At 51.4% G+C, this 17,604-nt stretch carries 16 protein-coding genes and 1 other RNA gene; 9 read left to right on the top strand and 8 right to left on the bottom strand.

What is annotated here, in order from left to right; all coding sequences use genetic code 11:
• Nucleotides 1-41: 41 nt before the first annotated feature.
• Both mscK and acrR read right to left on the bottom strand, forming a co-directional pair.
• Entirely contained in the window at nt 42-3,404 is a 3,363-nt protein-coding gene (gene mscK / locus ABVM99_RS11215; RefSeq protein ID WP_023194843.1) for a mechanosensitive channel MscK, read from the bottom strand.
• Nucleotides 3,405-3,522: 118 nt separating this feature from the next.
• Entirely contained in the window at nt 3,523-4,176 is a 654-nt protein-coding gene (acrR, locus tag ABVM99_RS11210; protein ID WP_000101755.1) for a multidrug efflux transporter transcriptional repressor AcrR, read from the bottom strand.
• Between the two features lie 141 nt (nt 4,177-4,317).
• On the opposite strand from acrR, the gene acrA reads away from it, so the two are divergent.
• The 6 genes from acrA (at nt 4,318) to ABVM99_RS11180 (ending at nt 11,115) form a co-directional block, all read left to right on the top strand.
• Nucleotides 4,318-5,511 carry a multidrug efflux RND transporter periplasmic adaptor subunit AcrA gene (gene acrA / locus ABVM99_RS11205; protein ID WP_001039202.1) on the top strand — a complete coding sequence of 398 codons (1,194 nt, stop codon included), beginning with the start codon at nt 4,318-4,320 and terminating at the stop codon, nt 5,509-5,511.
• 22 nt (nt 5,512-5,533) lie between these two features.
• Nucleotides 5,534-8,683, top strand: a complete 3,150-nt coding sequence (gene acrB / locus ABVM99_RS11200; RefSeq protein WP_001132508.1) for an efflux RND transporter permease AcrB — start codon at nt 5,534-5,536, stop codon at nt 8,681-8,683.
• 495 nt (nt 8,684-9,178) lie between these two features.
• Nucleotides 9,179-9,553 (top strand): Hha toxicity modulator TomB, encoded by a 375-nt coding sequence (gene tomB / locus ABVM99_RS11195; RefSeq protein ID WP_000344807.1) that lies wholly within the window; start codon nt 9,179-9,181, stop codon nt 9,551-9,553.
• Between the two features lie 27 nt (nt 9,554-9,580).
• Nucleotides 9,581-9,799 carry an HHA domain-containing protein gene (locus ABVM99_RS11190; protein WP_001280991.1) on the top strand — a complete coding sequence of 73 codons (219 nt, stop codon included), beginning with the start codon at nt 9,581-9,583 and terminating at the stop codon, nt 9,797-9,799.
• Nucleotides 9,800-9,977: 178 nt separating this feature from the next.
• Entirely contained in the window at nt 9,978-10,529 is a 552-nt protein-coding gene (gene maa / locus ABVM99_RS11185; RefSeq protein ID WP_001278793.1) for a maltose O-acetyltransferase, read from the top strand.
• A gap of 115 nt (nt 10,530-10,644) precedes the next feature.
• The gene (locus tag ABVM99_RS11180; RefSeq protein WP_000136183.1) at nt 10,645-11,115 is read left to right on the top strand and encodes a YlaC family protein; all 471 of its coding nucleotides are present in this window, start codon (nt 10,645-10,647) and stop codon (nt 11,113-11,115) included.
• A 55-nt stretch (nt 11,116-11,170) separates the two neighbouring features.
• Here ABVM99_RS11180 and ykgO read toward each other — a convergent pair whose 3' ends face one another.
• Nucleotides 11,171-11,311, bottom strand: coding sequence for a type B 50S ribosomal protein L36 (gene ykgO, locus ABVM99_RS11175; protein WP_001197749.1), 141 nt, complete (start codon nt 11,309-11,311; stop codon nt 11,171-11,173).
• A gap of 5 nt (nt 11,312-11,316) precedes the next feature.
• Complete coding sequence (locus ABVM99_RS11170; RefSeq protein ID WP_000801415.1) at nt 11,317-11,577, bottom strand: type B 50S ribosomal protein L31; 261 nt, start codon at nt 11,575-11,577, stop codon at nt 11,317-11,319.
• Between the two features lie 224 nt (nt 11,578-11,801).
• On the opposite strand from ABVM99_RS11170, the gene ABVM99_RS11165 reads away from it, so the two are divergent.
• Nucleotides 11,802-13,352, top strand: a complete 1,551-nt coding sequence (locus ABVM99_RS11165; RefSeq protein ID WP_000213145.1) for an EAL domain-containing protein — start codon at nt 11,802-11,804, stop codon at nt 13,350-13,352.
• Between the two features lie 49 nt (nt 13,353-13,401).
• On the opposite strand, the gene ffs is transcribed toward ABVM99_RS11165, so the two are convergent.
• An RNA gene (gene ffs / locus ABVM99_RS11160) (signal recognition particle sRNA small type) lies at nt 13,402-13,498 on the bottom strand.
• Nucleotides 13,499-13,582: 84 nt separating this feature from the next.
• Between ffs and ABVM99_RS11155 the strand changes: the two genes are divergently transcribed.
• On the top strand, nt 13,583-13,972 hold the full coding sequence (locus ABVM99_RS11155) for an MGMT family protein (protein WP_000961285.1): 390 nt from the start codon (nt 13,583-13,585) through the stop codon (nt 13,970-13,972).
• 32 nt (nt 13,973-14,004) lie between these two features.
• Here ABVM99_RS11155 and ABVM99_RS11150 read toward each other — a convergent pair whose 3' ends face one another.
• Nucleotides 14,005-14,574 carry a YbaY family lipoprotein gene (locus tag ABVM99_RS11150; RefSeq protein ID WP_000779801.1) on the bottom strand — a complete coding sequence of 190 codons (570 nt, stop codon included), beginning with the start codon at nt 14,572-14,574 and terminating at the stop codon, nt 14,005-14,007.
• A 214-nt stretch (nt 14,575-14,788) separates the two neighbouring features.
• On the opposite strand from ABVM99_RS11150, the gene tesB reads away from it, so the two are divergent.
• Entirely contained in the window at nt 14,789-15,649 is an 861-nt protein-coding gene (gene tesB / locus ABVM99_RS11145; RefSeq protein WP_000084176.1) for an acyl-CoA thioesterase II, read from the top strand.
• Between the two features lie 99 nt (nt 15,650-15,748).
• On the opposite strand, the gene amtB is transcribed toward tesB, so the two are convergent.
• On the bottom strand, nt 15,749-17,035 hold the full coding sequence (amtB, locus tag ABVM99_RS11140) for an ammonium transporter AmtB (protein ID WP_000684907.1): 1,287 nt from the start codon (nt 17,033-17,035) through the stop codon (nt 15,749-15,751).
• Between the two features lie 31 nt (nt 17,036-17,066).
• Nucleotides 17,067-17,405, bottom strand: a complete 339-nt coding sequence (gene glnK, locus ABVM99_RS11135) for a P-II family nitrogen regulator (protein ID WP_000780341.1) — start codon at nt 17,403-17,405, stop codon at nt 17,067-17,069.
• Nucleotides 17,406-17,604 lie beyond the last annotated feature (199 nt).

Here is a 17,604-nt window from a genome sequence, read left to right as displayed (position 1 = left end):
CGGCGCCGCGCGCACTCATAAAGCGCGCAGCCCACCGCCTTTTAGCTTGCCGTAAGCGCCAGATCGCCGCCGTTGAGATCGCGCTTCACTTCAGTGACTTCGTCGTCCTTCGCGTTATGCAGATGCACCTCAAGCTGGTTAAAGGCGATATTGATATCATTTTCACGGCACAGTCGATCGATCGCGCGGTTCAGTTCATCCACCGTATGGCTACGATCGCGCAATTCACGCACGTACAGACGCAGTTCATGATCCAGCGTGCTGGCGCCAAAGGTGGTGAAGAATACGGCAGGTTCCGGATCGTGCATCACCTTCGGATGCTCCATCGCCGCCTGTAGCAGGACTCTTTTCACTTTCTCCAGATCCGAGCCATAAGCCACGCCAAGCCGGATCACCAGACGTGTCGTGGTATCGGAGAGGGACCAGTTAATCAGCCGCTCCGTTACGAATGCTTTGTTCGGAATGATCACTTCTTTACGATCAAAATCGGTAATAGTGGTGGCGCGAATACGAATCTTACTGACCGTACCGGAATAGGTGCCGATCGTTACCGTATCGCCAATGCGTACCGGACGTTCGAAGAGGATGATTAAACCCGAAACAAAGTTACCGAAGATCTCCTGTAGCCCAAAACCGAGACCCACCGACAACGCCGCCGCCAGCCACTGGAGTTTATCCCACGAGACGCCGAGCGATCCGAATACTGTCATCGCGCCAACAGCGATAATGACGTAGTTAAGGATCGTGGTGATCGCATACGAAGCCCCCTGGCGCATATTCAGGCGTGAAAGCACCAGCACTTCCAGCAGGCCGGGTAAGTTGCGGATAAGCGCCCAGGCCACCATCGCGGCAATAATGGCGAATAGCAAGCTGCCCATCGTCACGCTTTTCACCACCGCAGCGCCAGCTTCGGAGCCGTTGTAGTGCCACAGCGTGATACTATCAAGATAGCTGAATACGGTGATCAAATCGGACCAAATCGCCCAGAACATAACGCCGAACAGGGCAAGCATTAGCAGCATCGTGATACGTAATGTTTGCTGGTTAATCTGCTCCAACGCGATGGTGGGTTCTTCCTGTGGCTCCGCGCCTTCCGCTCCCTCTTTTACCAGGTTCTGACGACGAGCCAGCGCGCGTCGCCAGGCAATCCGGCGCGCCGCTACGCTTAACCCGCGCAGCACCGTTTGATAAAGCAGGTTCCAGATAATGACCAGATAGACGGTTTCAATCCAGCGCCCCGCCAGGCGCAGGGTGGTATAGAAATAGCCGGTCGCCGTTAATACCATTAACGCCACCGGAATAATGGAAAGAATCGTCACGGTCACCAGTCGAATGCCGTGAGATTCTTTATCGCGCCAGCTTTCCCGGCACAGTGGCCACACCAGCAATGTTATGACCAGCAGATTGAGGAAAATAACCGCCTGCCCCAGCACGTCATCCATCAGATTCAGCGGCGACAACTCCGCCACCACAGACCAAAAGTGCAGCGGCAGCAATGCGAGGCTAATGCGTACAATCTGGCGACGCCAGTGGCTGGTCAACTGCGCTGGCATACCGAAATGGCGTATTGCCACGCCCTCTTTTTCCAGCACCTTCCAGCACAGCCCAAAGACCAGCCAGAACATTGCGAGCTTTTTACTAAAGGCCCAGAGCAGATCGCTGATATTTAGCTGCATGGTCAGCAGGATCAGTCCAAGCGCGAGGATAATCAGGCACACCGGCAGCGCGCGGATCAGATCGATCAGAATAGCTTTTGGCGTATTGAGCTGACTATCGTTACGCAACGATCCCACGGCGGCGGCCAGCTTCTGTTGATACGCTTTTAACCATTTCAGACGCCAGCGGATTAAACCGGCGATGAGCAAGAGCGGCAACCCGGCCAAAAAAGCAATAAATACCGCGGGCCAGGCTTTTTGCCAGTTCACCGTGATTTTCATGGCGCTGAATTGCTCTTTTAACGTTTGGGGGAACGCTTTAAGCCAGTCCCAGTCCATAGGGCGGTTACTGTTTACCCAAAAAATCTGCTGCGTCAGAATGGCTTTCAGATTTTTCGAGACGCTCATCAACTGCTGCTGGTTAACTTGCAGGTTAATCGCCATCATCAGCTGGTTACCCAACTGTTTATTTAGCTGATCCAATAGCTCACGGCGCATCTCCACCACCTGAAGCAACGCATCATGAACTTCATCATTCACCTCGCTGGTATGCCCCTCCTCCAGCTTGTCGACAAAGGCATCGCTTTGGAATAAGGCATCACGCTGCTGGTTGATTTCAAACTGTTCCAGACGCAAATCCGCAATGCGGTTGGTCATATCTTCGAGTTCGTCGGCGGAGGGCAGGGTTTGCTGCTGTTGATAAAGAATACGCGACAGCAACAGGCTGCCTTTTAAGACGGCAATCTGTTCTTTGATATTTCTTTCCGACTGCAGCGCGCGATCGAGCCAGTTTTTTACTTTAATGTTTTGCTGCATCAACATATTGCCGTTTTCGGTCGCGACAATCAGACGCTGGCTGAGTTGATGGTTAATATCCAGTTCCTGTTTTACCAGCGGGTTCGCCTGGATACGCGCCGTTTCGTCCGGCGAAATGGCCTCCTGGGCCGTTTTTTCCGTTAGCGTAAGTCGTTTACTGTTGACCGCCTCCTGTAAAAGTTGAAGCTGATGTTCAAGGCGATTACTGTTGGCCGTCACGTAATCCCGCTGTTTTTGCAGGGTGTCCTGCAAAACGGTATTCCCTTCAAGACTCTTACGTTGCTGGTCGATCTGCGCATTAAGCAGCGCCTGTTGTGCCTGTAATAACACCTGTTGGCTGGGGCGAAGCGCGGCTTCGCCGACGTTATTGCCGTCCAGACGGTTACGGATTTGCTGTATTTGCTGTGAGGCGGTATACATGGCGTTTTGCACGCGCTCAGGCTGGGTCTGTAGCGAAACAAGCTGGCTGTTATAAGCGGCAAGATCGTTTTGCGAATTTTGCAAATCATCCAGTACCTGCGCCACGCGCAGCTCAAGCTGACGTAGCGAAAGCGCACTCAGCGTTTTTCGCATTTCATCATCATTATCGACGTCGCTCAGCGCATTCAACGCAGCCGTCGCCTGACGCATTTTTTCAGGCGCCTGCGCCACCTTCTGCCGTAGCTGTACGGTCTCCTCTTTCACCCGCTCGATTTTATCCAGCGTAGCTAACGTATCAATAAGGTCCTGCTGGACGAGCTTATCCTGGGCGGAGAGATCTTTTTGCTTATTCAGCGTATCCAGCTGGTTTTGTACATCCGCTTTTGACGGCAGGTCGCCATTCGTTTGCCCCCGGGCAAATGCCAGAGACTGACAGGACAGCAGGATAATAAGGACGCTAATTGTAATAAAAACAAAATGCTGTGAACGTTTATAAAGCTGCAACATAGTCATGAGAATGAAGTGTCTGAACCGGCAAGCAGACCGGAAATAATTGAGTCGCAAGAATATCACGCCTGTAACAAACAGAATAGCGACACAGAAAATGTCCAGGAGTTTTCCTGGAATATTATCAGGGGGAGCCGTTGACCGTCGACGCGCGCAGCGTCGGACACAATTGATACATCTCCAGCAGGATCGTGACGTAGGCGCGAGCTTCTTTTTTTAAATCAAACGATTGCGGAGCAAATAACCAGTTTTCCATGAGCCCTGAAATAAAGCTGCGCATCAGTATCGCCGCACGACGAGTCAGCAGATTTTCAGGCAGCATTTTAGCATTAATACAATGTTTTAACGTTTGTTCAATCCGATCGTAACTTTCCAGACAAAGGCTACGTTGCGCCTGTTGAACCACAACCATTTCTCCGACAAACTCACATTTATGGAATATAATCTCCATCAATAAGCGGCGTCGTTCTTCTGTTACAGTAGCTTCAAGAATATGAACTAAAATTTCTCTTAATACAGATAGTGGATCGTCGGGGAATTTTGCCTGATACTCAATCTCAAGCTCACCAATATTGGATTCTGATAGCTCCCAGATCTCACTGAATAAATCCGACTTATTTTTGAAATGCCAATAGATTGCGCCGCGCGTCACGCCAGCAGCGTTCGCAATCTCCGCCAGCGAGGTTGCTGATACGCCTTGCTGCGAGAACAAACGCAGGGCCACATCCAGGATGTGTTGTCGTGTCTCCAGCGCTTGTTGTTTGGTTTTTCGTGCCATATGTCGGTGAATTTACAGGCGTTAGATTTACATACATTTATGGATGTATGTACCATAGCACGACGATAATATAAACGCAGCAATGGGTTTAAGGACCTTTGACCATTGACCAATTTGAAATCGGACACTCGAGGTTTACATATGAACAAAAACAGAGGGTTAACGCCTCTGGCGGTCGTTCTGATGCTCTCAGGCAGCTTAGCGCTAACAGGATGTGACGACAAACAGGACCAGCAAGGCGGCCAGCAGATGCCAGAAGTTGGAGTTGTCACACTAAAAACGGAACCACTGCAAATCACAACTGAACTTCCGGGTCGTACCGTTGCTTACCGTATCGCCGAAGTTCGCCCGCAGGTAAGCGGCATTATCCTGAAGCGTAATTTCGTTGAGGGAAGTGATATCGAAGCGGGAGTCTCTCTCTATCAGATTGATCCTGCGACCTACCAGGCGACTTACGACAGCGCTAAGGGCGATCTGGCAAAAGCGCAGGCCGCCGCGAATATCGCTGAACTGACGGTGAAGCGTTATCAAAAGCTGTTGGGTACGCAGTACATCAGTAAGCAGGAATACGATCAGGCGCTGGCTGACGCGCAACAAGCGACTGCCGCCGTTGTCGCAGCAAAAGCCGCCGTTGAAACCGCACGTATCAACCTGGCGTATACCAAAGTCACCTCACCGATTAGCGGTCGTATTGGTAAGTCATCCGTAACGGAAGGCGCGCTGGTACAGAACGGTCAGGCGTCGGCGCTGGCGACAGTGCAGCAGTTGGACCCTATTTATGTCGATGTGACCCAGTCCAGCAATGATTTCCTGCGCCTGAAGCAGGAGCTGGCAAATGGTTCGCTGAAGCAGGAAAACGGCAAAGCGAAGGTCGATCTGGTGACCAGCGACGGTATCAAATTCCCGCAATCCGGTACGCTTGAATTCTCCGACGTTACCGTTGACCAAACCACCGGATCTATTACTTTGCGCGCCATCTTCCCTAACCCGGATCACACCTTATTGCCAGGAATGTTCGTTCGCGCACGTCTGCAGGAAGGGACAAAACCGACGGCATTACTGGTTCCACAACAGGGCGTTACCCGTACTCCACGCGGCGATGCCACGGTGCTGGTGGTTGGCGCTGATAACAAAGTGGAAACCCGCCAAATCGTCGCAAGCCAGGCGATCGGCGATAAGTGGCTGGTGACTGACGGATTGAAAGCGGGCGACCGCGTAGTCGTCAGCGGGCTGCAAAAAGTACGTCCTGGCGCACAGGTTAAAGTGCAGGAAATTACCGCGGATAACAAACAGCAAGCCGCAAGCGGTGATCAACCTGCTCAGCCCAGGTCTTAACTTAAACAGGAGCCGTTAAGACATGCCTAATTTCTTTATCGATCGCCCTATATTTGCGTGGGTGATCGCCATCATCATCATGTTGGCAGGGGGGCTCGCGATCCTCAAATTGCCGGTAGCGCAATATCCGACGATTGCGCCACCAGCAGTGACGATCTCCGCAACCTACCCTGGCGCTGATGCGAAAACGGTACAGGATACCGTCACGCAGGTTATCGAACAGAATATGAACGGTATCGATAACCTGATGTATATGTCCTCCAACAGTGACTCCACGGGGACCGTGCAGATCACTCTGACCTTTGAATCCGGCACCGATGCGGATATCGCGCAGGTTCAGGTTCAGAACAAGTTGCAACTGGCAATGCCGTTACTTCCCCAGGAAGTACAGCAACAGGGCGTGAGCGTTGAGAAGTCCTCAAGTAGCTTCCTGATGGTAGTGGGCGTCATTAACACCGACGGCACCATGACCCAGGAGGATATTTCGGATTACGTTGCCGCCAATATGAAAGATCCGATCAGCCGTACCTCTGGGGTGGGCGACGTCCAGCTGTTTGGTTCGCAGTATGCGATGCGTATCTGGATGAATCCGACAGAGCTGACCAAATACCAACTGACGCCGGTCGACGTGATTAACGCGATCAAAGCGCAGAACGCCCAGGTCGCGGCAGGTCAGCTCGGTGGTACGCCGCCGGTAAAAGGCCAGCAGCTTAACGCATCGATTATTGCCCAAACGCGTCTGACCTCAACGGATGAGTTTGGCAAAATCCTGCTGAAGGTGAATCAGGATGGCTCTCAGGTTCGTCTGCGGGATGTAGCGAAAATTGAGCTTGGCGGCGAAAACTACGACGTCATCGCGAAATTTAACGGTCAGCCAGCGTCAGGTCTTGGCATCAAACTGGCTACCGGCGCCAACGCGCTGGATACCGCTACCGCTATTCGCGCCGAACTGAAAAAAATGGAACCGTTCTTCCCGCCAGGGATGAAAATCGTCTACCCGTATGACACCACGCCGTTCGTGAAGATCTCTATTCATGAAGTGGTAAAAACGCTGGTCGAAGCGATTATCCTCGTGTTCCTGGTGATGTACCTGTTCCTGCAGAACTTCCGCGCAACGTTGATTCCGACTATTGCGGTTCCGGTGGTGTTGTTGGGAACCTTTGCCGTACTTGCGGCATTCGGTTTCTCGATAAACACGCTGACGATGTTCGGGATGGTGCTCGCCATCGGCTTGCTGGTGGATGACGCCATCGTGGTGGTCGAGAACGTCGAACGTGTTATGACGGAAGAAGGCCTTCCGCCGAAGGAAGCGACGCGCAAATCCATGGGCCAGATTCAGGGCGCATTGGTGGGTATCGCGATGGTACTGTCGGCGGTATTTATTCCGATGGCCTTCTTTGGCGGCTCAACCGGGGCAATTTATCGTCAGTTCTCTATCACCATCGTATCGGCGATGGCGCTGTCGGTGCTGGTCGCGCTGATCCTGACGCCTGCGCTGTGCGCGACGATGCTCAAACCCGTCGCCAAAGGCGATCATGGCGAAGGGAAAAAAGGCTTTTTCGGCTGGTTTAACCGCCTGTTTGATAAGAGCACGCATCACTACACCGATAGCGTAGGCAATATTCTGCGCAGCACCGGGCGTTATCTGCTGCTCTATCTCATTATCGTCGTCGGTATGGCTTATCTGTTCGTTCGTCTGCCAAGCTCTTTCTTGCCAGATGAAGACCAGGGCGTATTCCTGACAATGGTCCAGCTCCCCGCCGGCGCGACGCAAGAGCGCACGCAAAAAGTGCTGGATGAGGTCACGGATTACTATCTGAACAAAGAGAAAGCCAACGTTGAATCGGTATTCGCCGTCAACGGCTTCGGTTTTGCAGGGCGCGGTCAGAATACCGGTATTGCATTCGTGTCGTTGAAAGACTGGGCCGATCGTCCAGGCGAAAAAAACAAGGTTGAAGCGATTACCCAGCGGGCAACCGCAGCGTTTTCACAAATTAAAGATGCGATGGTCTTCGCCTTTAACCTACCGGCGATTGTTGAACTGGGCACCGCAACCGGGTTTGACTTCGAGTTGATTGACCAGGCGGGACTTGGTCATGAAAAACTCACCCAGGCACGTAATCAGTTGTTCGGCGAGGTGGCGAAATATCCTGATCTGCTGGTCGGCGTTCGACCTAACGGCCTGGAAGATACGCCGCAGTTTAAAATCGATATCGACCAGGAAAAAGCTCAGGCGCTGGGCGTGTCTATTAGCGACATTAATACCACGCTGGGCGCAGCATGGGGCGGCAGCTATGTAAACGACTTTATCGATCGCGGTCGTGTGAAGAAAGTTTACGTGATGTCCGAAGCGAAATACCGCATGTTGCCGGATGATATTAACGACTGGTACGTTCGTGGTAGCGATGGTCAGATGGTGCCGTTCTCCGCATTCTCCTCTTCCCGCTGGGAATATGGTTCGCCACGTCTGGAACGCTATAACGGTCTGCCTTCGATGGAAATTCTGGGTCAGGCGGCGCCAGGCAAGAGTACTGGTGAAGCGATGGCGATGATGGAAGAACTGGCCAGCAAGCTGCCGTCAGGCATTGGGTATGACTGGACCGGGATGTCCTACCAGGAGCGGTTGTCCGGCAACCAGGCCCCTGCCCTGTATGCTATCTCGCTGATCGTCGTCTTCCTGTGTCTGGCGGCATTGTATGAGAGCTGGTCTATCCCGTTCTCCGTAATGCTGGTTGTTCCGCTTGGGGTTATCGGCGCGCTGCTGGCTGCGACCTTCCGCGGACTGACTAACGACGTTTACTTCCAGGTGGGCCTGCTCACAACCATTGGGTTGTCGGCGAAGAACGCGATACTTATCGTCGAATTCGCCAAAGACTTAATGGATAAAGAAGGGAAAGGTCTGGTAGAAGCGACGCTGGAGGCCGTCCGGATGCGTTTGCGCCCGATTCTGATGACCTCGTTAGCGTTCATGCTGGGGGTTATGCCGCTGGTTATCAGTTCCGGCGCGGGTTCCGGCGCGCAGAATGCGGTAGGTACTGGCGTACTGGGCGGGATGGTAACGGCAACCGTACTGGCTATTTTCTTCGTACCGGTCTTCTTCGTGGTGGTACGCCGCCGCTTTAGCCGTAAAAGCGAAGATATTGAGCATAGTCATTCGACAGAACATCGCTGATTTGCTCACTGTTGATAAGGCCGCGCAAGCGGCCTTTTTTACGCAAAAATCATAAAATACGCTTATTGTTAGATTGATTATTTTTTGCCATATTAATAAAAGGTATAATCCTTACTGCGTTAAAGGCTTTTCTTAGGAAAGTTGGCCATTTCTTAATTCAGCCATTAATTAAGAAATATTAAGAATATTCCTGGCTATTTTCTCCTGTCAGAGTCTATTGTTTTAGCCTGAAAAGCTAAAAAACGTTAACCCAATGATTACACAAACAATAAAACTGGTTCCTTTTTAGGCGACCGACGATCACTGTTAAAATTCGAAAAAGTATGGCAACACGCGGCTTTCACGCAATTGTAATTTTTCGTAATATGACGATGAAAAGTTTTTTAGAGTAGATTATAGTTAAATCATAAGGTGACGTGGGAAGTACCAGGTTAGTTAGTTGTATCCATCCCGAAGGTGTTCGGTTAGTTTAAGCCACTAAAAAGGGGATGCATTATGGACGAATACTCACCCAAAAGACATGATATAGCACAGCTTAAATTTCTTTGCGAAACCCTGTATCATGACTGTCTTGCAAACCTTGAAGAAAGCAACCATGGCTGGGTTAATGACCCGACCTCAGCAGTCAACCTGCAGCTCAATGAGCTGATAGAGCATATTGCAACTTTCGCGCTTAATTATAAAATTAAGTACAATGAAGACAATAAATTGATTGCGCAGATAGATGAATACCTGGACGACACCTTTATGTTGTTCAGCAGCTATGGTATTAATACGCAGGATTTGCAAAAATGGCGTAAATCGGGCAACCGCCTGTTCCGTTGTTTCGTCAACGCCACCAGGGCTAATCCTGTTAGTTTGTCTTGTTAAAAATTATTACAATCATAGGTAGAATTTATGTCTGATAAACCATTAACTAAAACTGATTATTTGATGCGTTTACGGCGCTGTCAGACAATTGACACTCTGGAGCGCGTCATTGAGAAAAATAAATATGAATTGTCCGACAATGAGCTGGCTGTATTTTACTCAGCTGCGGATCACCGTCTTGCAGAATTGACGATGAACAAACTCTACGACAAGATCCCCTCTTCAGTATGGAAATTCATTCGTTAATCACGCTACATTACTTTTTAGAGAACACGCAGGTGTTATCTGCCTCCTCGTTCTGGCTAATAACACAACGGGCTATTATAGAACAGTGATATAGATCACATACCAATAGCAGGGAACGTTCCCTCTAATACTTTATTATTGCTTCTATTGCGATAATATCCACCAAGGGGAGCGCGCGATGAGTGACGAAAAACAAAAAATGATCGCTGGGGCACTGTATTGCCCGACCGATGAAACTTTATGCCAGGATCGACTGCGGGCGCGTCAACTCATCCATCAATACAATTATACTACGCCTGATGAAATAAATAAGCGTCAGGCGATTTTACGCGACCTGTTGGGTCGATGCGAAGACGCCTATATTGAACCTTCCTTCCGTTGCGACTACGGCTATAATATTTTTCTTGGTCACTCCTTTTACGCTAACTTCGACTGCGTCATGCTTGATGTTTGCCCAATTCATATTGGCGATAATTGTATGCTCGCGCCAGGGGTACATATCTATACCGCCACGCACCCGCTGGACGCCGTCGAACGCAACAGCGGCAGAGAATTAGGTAAACCCGTCACTATCGGAAATAACGTCTGGATAGGCGGACGAGCCGTCGTTAATCCTGGCGTAACCATCGGCGATAACGTCGTCGTCGCTTCAGGCGCTGTGGTGACAAAAAACGTACCGCCAGACGTCGTGGTAGGCGGAAACCCGGCGCGAATCATTAAAAAATTGTAGTCAAAATGATAACTGTTATGCTAATTCGTGGTTAATCTGTTACTTTTTTCACGTTACACCTCCCTTTAAAATGGGCTGTTATTACCCTATGTCGCAGAAATCATGAAGGCAAAAGATGACAGAGATACAGCGCCTGCTTAGCGAAACTATTGATGACTTAAACGTCCGTGAAAAACGCGATAACAGGCCGCGTTTTAGTATCAGTTTTATCCGCAAGCATCCTGGGTTATTTATCGCGATGTATGCAGCCTGGTTTGCGACGCTGGCGGTCATGCTGCAATCAGAAACGCTGGTGGGGTCAGTATGGCTGTTAGTGGTGTTATTTATCGCATTTAATGGCTTCTTCTTTTTCGACATCGCCCCGCGTTATCACTATAACGACATCGATGTGCTGGACCTCCGGGTCTGTTACAACGGCGAATGGTACAACACCCGCTTTGTTCCCCCCACGCTCATTGAGACGATTCTTCAGTCTCCACAGGTGGATAATGAACATAAAGTCCAGCTGCAAAAAATGGTTGCCCGTAAGGGCGAACTTTCCTTCTACGATATTTTTACGCTGGCCCGCGCAGAAGCCAGCCGGTAATAAAAAAGTGCGCACCCTCCCTGGTACGCACTGCTTTCCCTGAACTGTTGGTTTTTTAACGTCTTTTTTTACGCCCCTGAACCGCCTTAAAACGCGGATTTGTTTTACAAATCACGTATAAGCGTCCTTTGCGTTTGACTATCTGGCAATCCGGATGCCGTTGTTTTGCATTGCGAAGTGAGTTTAACACCTGCATTTCATTTACCCCCGTTTAGCGCCGATAAAATGACCGAAACGTTTCTGGAAGCGTGCGGCGCTACTTTCGCTATCAAACGTTTTCTGTCTACCGGTATAAAAAGGATGCGATTTTGATGACACATCAATAGTGACATACGGATATGTCACGCCGTCCAGTTCGATTTCACGTTCAGTTTTGATAGTTGATCCCACTTTCACATATTCATTTGCGCTGGTGTCGTGAAATACGACGGTGCGGTATACAGGATGAATATCAGGTTTCATTGCGCTCTCTCAATTATGTTATAACATAACAATAAAATACGCTATCAACGCTCCTTTTTCAACCGGTAAACATTCACGATCTCTTCCTGGCGGCAAAAGCAACGTGGCGTAACGCGTTAGTCTGGCCCCTGTATCTGTAAAATCGATAAAATAGCTTTATCATTCAAGGGCGCGATTTACGATCGGATATACTTTCTCTACGCTGTGTTTATAAGGACATCACTGTGACAACACGACATCTGGTCAGCCTGGTAACGGGAGTGCTTATCCTGTCTGTCCTTTTCCCGATAGGATTGAGCCTGTGGCTGGCGCACCGTCAAGTTGAAAAAAGGTTTAACGAAGAGCTGGATATCTTCTCGTCCCGGGTGGCGCTACGTACAGAAAGGGTCAGTGACCAGGCAAAAGCCGCGTTAACGCATATTGCCTCCTTTAAAGGCGAGCCCTGCAGCAGCGCCCATTTACTCGCCATGCGCCGCGTGTCTTATAGCTTTCGGTATGTCCAGGAAGTTCTGTATCTTAAAAATTCGATTCCCGTTTGTTCCTCACTTGAAAAAGAGAGCCATATTCCCGCGTTCCCTCCGCCCATGAAAATCACTCGCGACGGTTATCGCGCCTGGTTTACGGCGCAAAACGATCTGGGTATAAAACGCTATATGGCGGCACTCGGGAGCGACAGCTATATCGTGATGATCGACCCGGCGTCCTTTATCGATGTGATTCCGTTTGGCGCATGGCCGATTGACGTCGCTATTATTGGCCGGGAACGCAATACTGTGGTTGCCAGCAGCGGTAACCTTGACCCCGCTATTCTTCCGCTCATTCACCATGAGACGCCCCTGCGGCTGGAAAACCGAGGCATTCAGTATGCTATCCACCCCTTTCCGGAAATGGGCATTACTATCGTAAGCTGGGCACCGACCGCTCCGCTGGAAAGGAGCTGGTATCGACAGGCGTTTATCTGGCTACCGGCGGGCATCGTAACGGGTCTGCTGGCCGCGGCCTTTATTCTGCGTATTTTGCGTCGGCTACAGTCGCCCCGCCACCGTCTCCAGGATGCGATAGACAATCGCGAAATTAACGTACACTATCAGCCTATTGTCTCCCTGAGCAGCGGAAAAATTGTCGGTGCCGAAGCCTTAGCTCGCTGGCAACAGGCGGACGGCACCTTCCTTTCGCCGGAAATTTTTATCGCGCTGGCTGAACAAACCGGGCTCACGGAGCCGCTAACCCGGCTAATCATCGAAACCGTTTTTGAAGACATGGGGAGTTGGTTAAAGTCCCATCCCGAACAACATATTTCAATCAATCTTGAGGCATCCGATCTGGCGTCGGAAACGTTGCCGACGCTGTTAAGCACGCTGCTGAACCGTAGCCAAATTTCTCCGTCGCAAATCGCGCTTGAATTAACGGAACGCGAGTTCGCCGATCCGAAAACCAGCGCGCCAATTGTCGCCAGATACCGTAACGCGGGACATTCAATTTATATTGATGACTTTGGCACCGGCTATTCCAGCCTCAGCTACTTACAAAATCTGGATGTGGATGTCCTTAAAATTGATAAATCTTTTGTCGATGCGCTGGAATATAAAAACGTCACGCCGCATATTATTGAAATGGCGAAAACGCTCAAACTCAAGATGGTCGCAGAAGGCATCGAAACGACCAGGCAAGAACAGTGGCTACGCCAGCATGGCGTACATTATGGTCAGGGCTGGTTATACAGTAAGCCCCTACCCGCTACGGCATTTATTCTTTGGGCGGAACAGCGGCTATAACGTCGCACAGCAGAAAAGAACAGTGTGGAGAGGCACAAATGGGTGGGGGCCCTGCCAGCTACATCCCGGCACACGCGTCATCTGCCTTGGCTGCTTCCTTCCGGACCTGACCTGGTAAACAGAGTAGCGTTGCGGGAGAACCAACAGAGCCCCCATTGAGAGCGTTGTGAACCAACGCGCAGGCGCATTATCACTGCTATATCGTGCAATTGCAACCCATCAGGCATCGGATGCTGGTTTCTTGCGCATCCGGGCTTTCCTCTCCCCTTATTCCAGATTATCCTGAAGCATTAACGCAGGATTCTATTATGGATATTCAGGACACATTTCCTCAACGCGTCTGGCAAATCGTCGCTTCTATCCCGGAAGGATTTGTCACGACCTACGGTGATGTCGCCCGGCTTGCCGGTTCGCCTCGGGCGGCGCGTCAGGTCGGCGGAGTTTTAAAACGTCTGCCGGAAGGCAGCACTTTACCATGGCATCGGGTGGTGAACCGCCACGGCGCAATATCACTTACCGGGCCGGATCTACAGCGGCAACGTCAGGCATTACTGGCGGAAGGCGTGGTGGTGTCGGGAAGCGGACAAATCGATTTACAACGCTATCGCTGGGTGTATTAACCCTCTCCGTAACGGAGAGGGTTGGCGCAGGATTAATACTGGGTAGGCGCAGGAACGGCAGAAGACGGATTGACCTGGGTCGGCGAAGTCGATGGAACCGTCGTCGTCGCACCACCGCCGGCCTGCACAGGCACCGCCGTTTGCTGTACCGGTACCAGCGTCAGATCCGCTTTAGTGCCGCCATTATTAATCACCGGTTTCACGCTATCGGTAATAAATACCAGCTTATTATCAACGGTGATGGCCGCGCTCAGGAGAATGCGCGCGTTAGGTTGAATATCTGATGGGTTAAACGGCAACACAAAACTGAAAGGCGCCTGTTTACCTTCGGTACGTACCGCTTTTTGCGACAGCACCTTAGACGGCGCATCAGCCAGCGAAGCATCTGAAAGCGTCACGGTCAGCACCGCATCTGGCGGCAGAGCGACCTTCTGGCGGATCCAGACGGTACCGGAAACATTGGGTTGCTGAATAGTAGACTGGTTAGCTGTAATCGACATGTTAGGGTTTGGCGCAGGCGTCTGGATATCAGCGCTTTTATCAGCGCAGGCCGCCAGAGATATCGCAACCGCTAAACCACTTACGATGTGCACGAGTTTCATTCAATTCTCCTTATCATCAATGCACCAGCAGGCCTTTCCCCCCGCCGGAAGAGTGGTTAACAGAAACATAACGTGATTAAGTGTGGCACATGTCACTCATTTTTGCCTGGAATTGGTCTGTTATTCAGACTTTTGTACCCATCGGACCACTTGCAAAATTGCGTTATACTCTGCCCTACCTCGCTTCGGCATCGTTGTCACCTGGAGAGTATGTATGAGTCAGACACTGAATAATTTGCTGACATTATTGAATCTGGAAAAAATTGAAGAAGGACTCTTTCGGGGCCAAAGTGAAGACTTAGGGCTGCGCCAGGTATTTGGCGGTCAGGTGGTGGGCCAGGCGCTCTATGCCGCCAAAGAAACGGTGCCGGAAGCGCGACTGGTGCATTCATTCCACAGTTATTTTCTGCGGCCAGGCGACAGCCAAAAACCCATTATCTATGACGTAGAAGTGCTGCGCGATGGGAACAGCTTCAGCGCCCGCCGCGTTGCCGCTATTCAGAACGGGAAACCCATCTTTTACATGACCGCCTCATTCCAGGCGCCGGAACCGGGTTTTGAACATCAAAAAACCATGCCGACGGCAGTCGGGCCGGAAGGACTACCGTCAGAAACGGAAATCGCGCAATCGCTGGCGCATTTACTGCCGCCGATTCTGAAAGAAAAGTTTCTCTGCGATCGCCCGCTGGAAATTCGTCCCGTCGAATTTCACAATCCGTTGAAAGGTCACGTCGCCGCGCCTGTGCGTCAGGTATGGATTCGCGCCAACGGCACCGTTCCGGATGACATTCGCGTCCATCAATATTTACTGGGATACGCCTCGGATCTGAATTTCCTTCCCGTCGCGCTTCAGCCTCACGGCATCGGTTTTCTGGAAAAGGGCATTCAGATCGCCACTATCGATCACTCTATGTGGTTCCATCGTCCGTTCAATTTTAATGAATGGCTACTTTATAGCGTGGAGAGCACTTCCGCCTCCAGCGCCCGGGGCTTTGTTCGCGGCGAGTTTTATACTCAGGATGGCGCGCTGGTCGCTTCAACCGTGCAGGAAGGGGTAATGCGTAATCACAATTAAAAAACATGCTGCTATGCGGCGTTAATGGCCTGATGACGCTGCGCTTATCCGGCCTACGGTAGACTGGGTAAGCGCAGCGCCATCAGGCATGTTGCGCAATCACGCGTTATACGCATTCTCGCCGTGACTGTTCACATCCAGCCCCTCACGCTCCTGCTCTTCCGGTACACGCAGTCCAACAAGGATATCCGCCAGTTTGTAACCAACAAACGCGACAACGCCGGACCAGACGACCGTAATAGCAATACTTTCCAGCTGTACCATCACCTGATGTCCCATCGTAACGCCGTCGACAAAGCCAACGCCGCCCAGCGAACTGGCGGCAAAAACGCCGGTCAGGATACAGCCGACTATTCCGCAAACGCCGTGAACGCCAAATACGTCGCACGGATCATCTACCCGTAGCAGACGTTTAAGCATGGTGACTCCCCACAATCCCGCCAGACCCGCAATAACGCCGATAACCAGCGCGCCGCCAACGCCAACATAGCCACAGGCTGGCGTCACGCCGACCAGACCGGCAATCGCGCCGGAACACGCCCCCAGCAGGGAAGGCTTACCGCGTAGCGTCCACTCGCCGATAATCCACCCCAGAATCGCGGCGGCGGTCGCCACCACGGTGTTCACAAAGGCCAGCGCTGCTATCTCGTTTGCGCTCCCCGCAGAACCCGCGTTAAATCCAAACCAGCCGATATACAGAATCGCAGTACCGATAAAAACCATCGGCAGGTTATGGGGTTTAAATGCTTCTTTCCCAAAGCCGACGCGTTTGCCAATTAAATAAGCCCCCACCAGCCCGGCGATAGCGGCGTTAATATGCACCACCGTACCACCGGCAAAATCCAGCGCGCCGTGAGCAGCCAGCAGGCCGCCGCCCCACACCATGTGCGCAATCGGGATATAAGAGAGCGTGAACCACACCACGACAAAAATCAGTACCGCCGAAAAACGAATACGCTCCGCCAGCGCGCCGACAATCAGCCCGACGGTAATACAGGCGAAAGATCCCTGAAACGCGACATGAATATACTGATAAATCGTACCCGTTACCGCCGTCAACGCGATATTCTTCAACATCGCCCCATCAGCATTACCGAAGAAATGATTCCCTTCGCCAAAAGCCAGCGAATAGCCGTACACCACCCATAAAATACAGACCAGCGCAAAGGTGACGGTCACTTGCGTTAACATTGACAGCACGTTCTTGGCGCGAATTAATCCGCCGTAAAACAGCGCGATACCCGGTATCGTCATGAACAGCACCAGCGCGGTGCAAATCATCATAAAAGCACTATCCGCTTTATCGGCAACCGCTGGCGCGGCTATCGTTAGCCCAGGCAGCAGCGCCAGTGAAGCCAGTGTGGTTTTTATCATCGCTATCTTCATTTTTTCATTTCCTGTTGCTGTGTGGCGGGTCTTACAGCGCTGCTTCGTCAGCTTCGCCGGTACGAATCCGAATAACGCGCATGAGCTCCGCGACGAAAATTTTGCCGTCGCCAATTTTTCCGGTGTAAGCCGCTTTACTGATGATATCGATCACCTCTTCCAGTTGGTCGTCGGCGATAGCCACATCAATTTTGACCTTCGGCAGGAAATTCACGCTGTACTCCGCGCCGCGATACAGTTCGGCGTGTCCTTTCTGACGGCCAAACCCTTTCACTTCGGTGACGGTCAGTCCCTGAATGCCAATGGAAGAAAGCGCCTCCCGCACGTCCTCCAGCTTGAACGGTTTGATAATCACGGTAACCAGCTTCATAGAACCCTCCAGTCAGAATTAGGTAACGGCTGCCGCCGCGCATGGACTCTTCAGAATGGATATTGCAAAGGATGTGCCAGAAGCTGGCGAGCGAGGAAAAGCGCGGTTAGCGGCGCGTCTTTATATTGACGCGCCCCAAAATCGAAGCAGGGAAAGAAAAACGCACCACGACGGTGCATGATGGGCGAGGCTTTGCCCT

It is taken from the genome of Salmonella sp. SJTUF15591, from assembly GCF_043356435.1.
GTDB lineage: Bacteria > Pseudomonadota > Gammaproteobacteria > Enterobacterales > Enterobacteriaceae > Salmonella > Salmonella enterica.
Note: the sequence above shows the minus strand (reverse complement) of the source record. Positions and strands in the feature narration are given on the sequence as shown.

What these genes read in the sequence shown, in the direction of transcription:
- mscK (WP_023194843.1), bottom strand. Translation starts at nt 3,404, where the DNA reads ATGACTATGTTGCAGCTTTATAAACGTTCACAGCATTTTGTTTTTATT.
- acrR (WP_000101755.1), bottom strand. Translation starts at nt 4,176, where the DNA reads ATGGCACGAAAAACCAAACAACAAGCGCTGGAGACACGACAACACATC.
- acrA (WP_001039202.1), top strand. Translation starts at nt 4,318, where the DNA reads ATGAACAAAAACAGAGGGTTAACGCCTCTGGCGGTCGTTCTGATGCTC.
- acrB (WP_001132508.1), top strand. Translation starts at nt 5,534, where the DNA reads ATGCCTAATTTCTTTATCGATCGCCCTATATTTGCGTGGGTGATCGCC.
- tomB (WP_000344807.1), top strand. Translation starts at nt 9,179, where the DNA reads ATGGACGAATACTCACCCAAAAGACATGATATAGCACAGCTTAAATTT.
- ABVM99_RS11190 (WP_001280991.1), top strand. Translation starts at nt 9,581, where the DNA reads ATGTCTGATAAACCATTAACTAAAACTGATTATTTGATGCGTTTACGG.
- maa (WP_001278793.1), top strand. Translation starts at nt 9,978, where the DNA reads ATGAGTGACGAAAAACAAAAAATGATCGCTGGGGCACTGTATTGCCCG.
- ABVM99_RS11180 (WP_000136183.1), top strand. Translation starts at nt 10,645, where the DNA reads ATGACAGAGATACAGCGCCTGCTTAGCGAAACTATTGATGACTTAAAC.
- ykgO (WP_001197749.1), bottom strand. Translation starts at nt 11,311, where the DNA reads ATGCAGGTGTTAAACTCACTTCGCAATGCAAAACAACGGCATCCGGAT.
- ABVM99_RS11170 (WP_000801415.1), bottom strand. Translation starts at nt 11,577, where the DNA reads ATGAAACCTGATATTCATCCTGTATACCGCACCGTCGTATTTCACGAC.
- ABVM99_RS11155 (WP_000961285.1), top strand. Translation starts at nt 13,583, where the DNA reads ATGCTGGTTTCTTGCGCATCCGGGCTTTCCTCTCCCCTTATTCCAGAT.
- ABVM99_RS11150 (WP_000779801.1), bottom strand. Translation starts at nt 14,574, where the DNA reads ATGAAACTCGTGCACATCGTAAGTGGTTTAGCGGTTGCGATATCTCTG.
- tesB (WP_000084176.1), top strand. Translation starts at nt 14,789, where the DNA reads ATGAGTCAGACACTGAATAATTTGCTGACATTATTGAATCTGGAAAAA.
- amtB (WP_000684907.1), bottom strand. Translation starts at nt 17,035, where the DNA reads ATGAAGATAGCGATGATAAAAACCACACTGGCTTCACTGGCGCTGCTG.
- glnK (WP_000780341.1), bottom strand. Translation starts at nt 17,405, where the DNA reads ATGAAGCTGGTTACCGTGATTATCAAACCGTTCAAGCTGGAGGACGTG.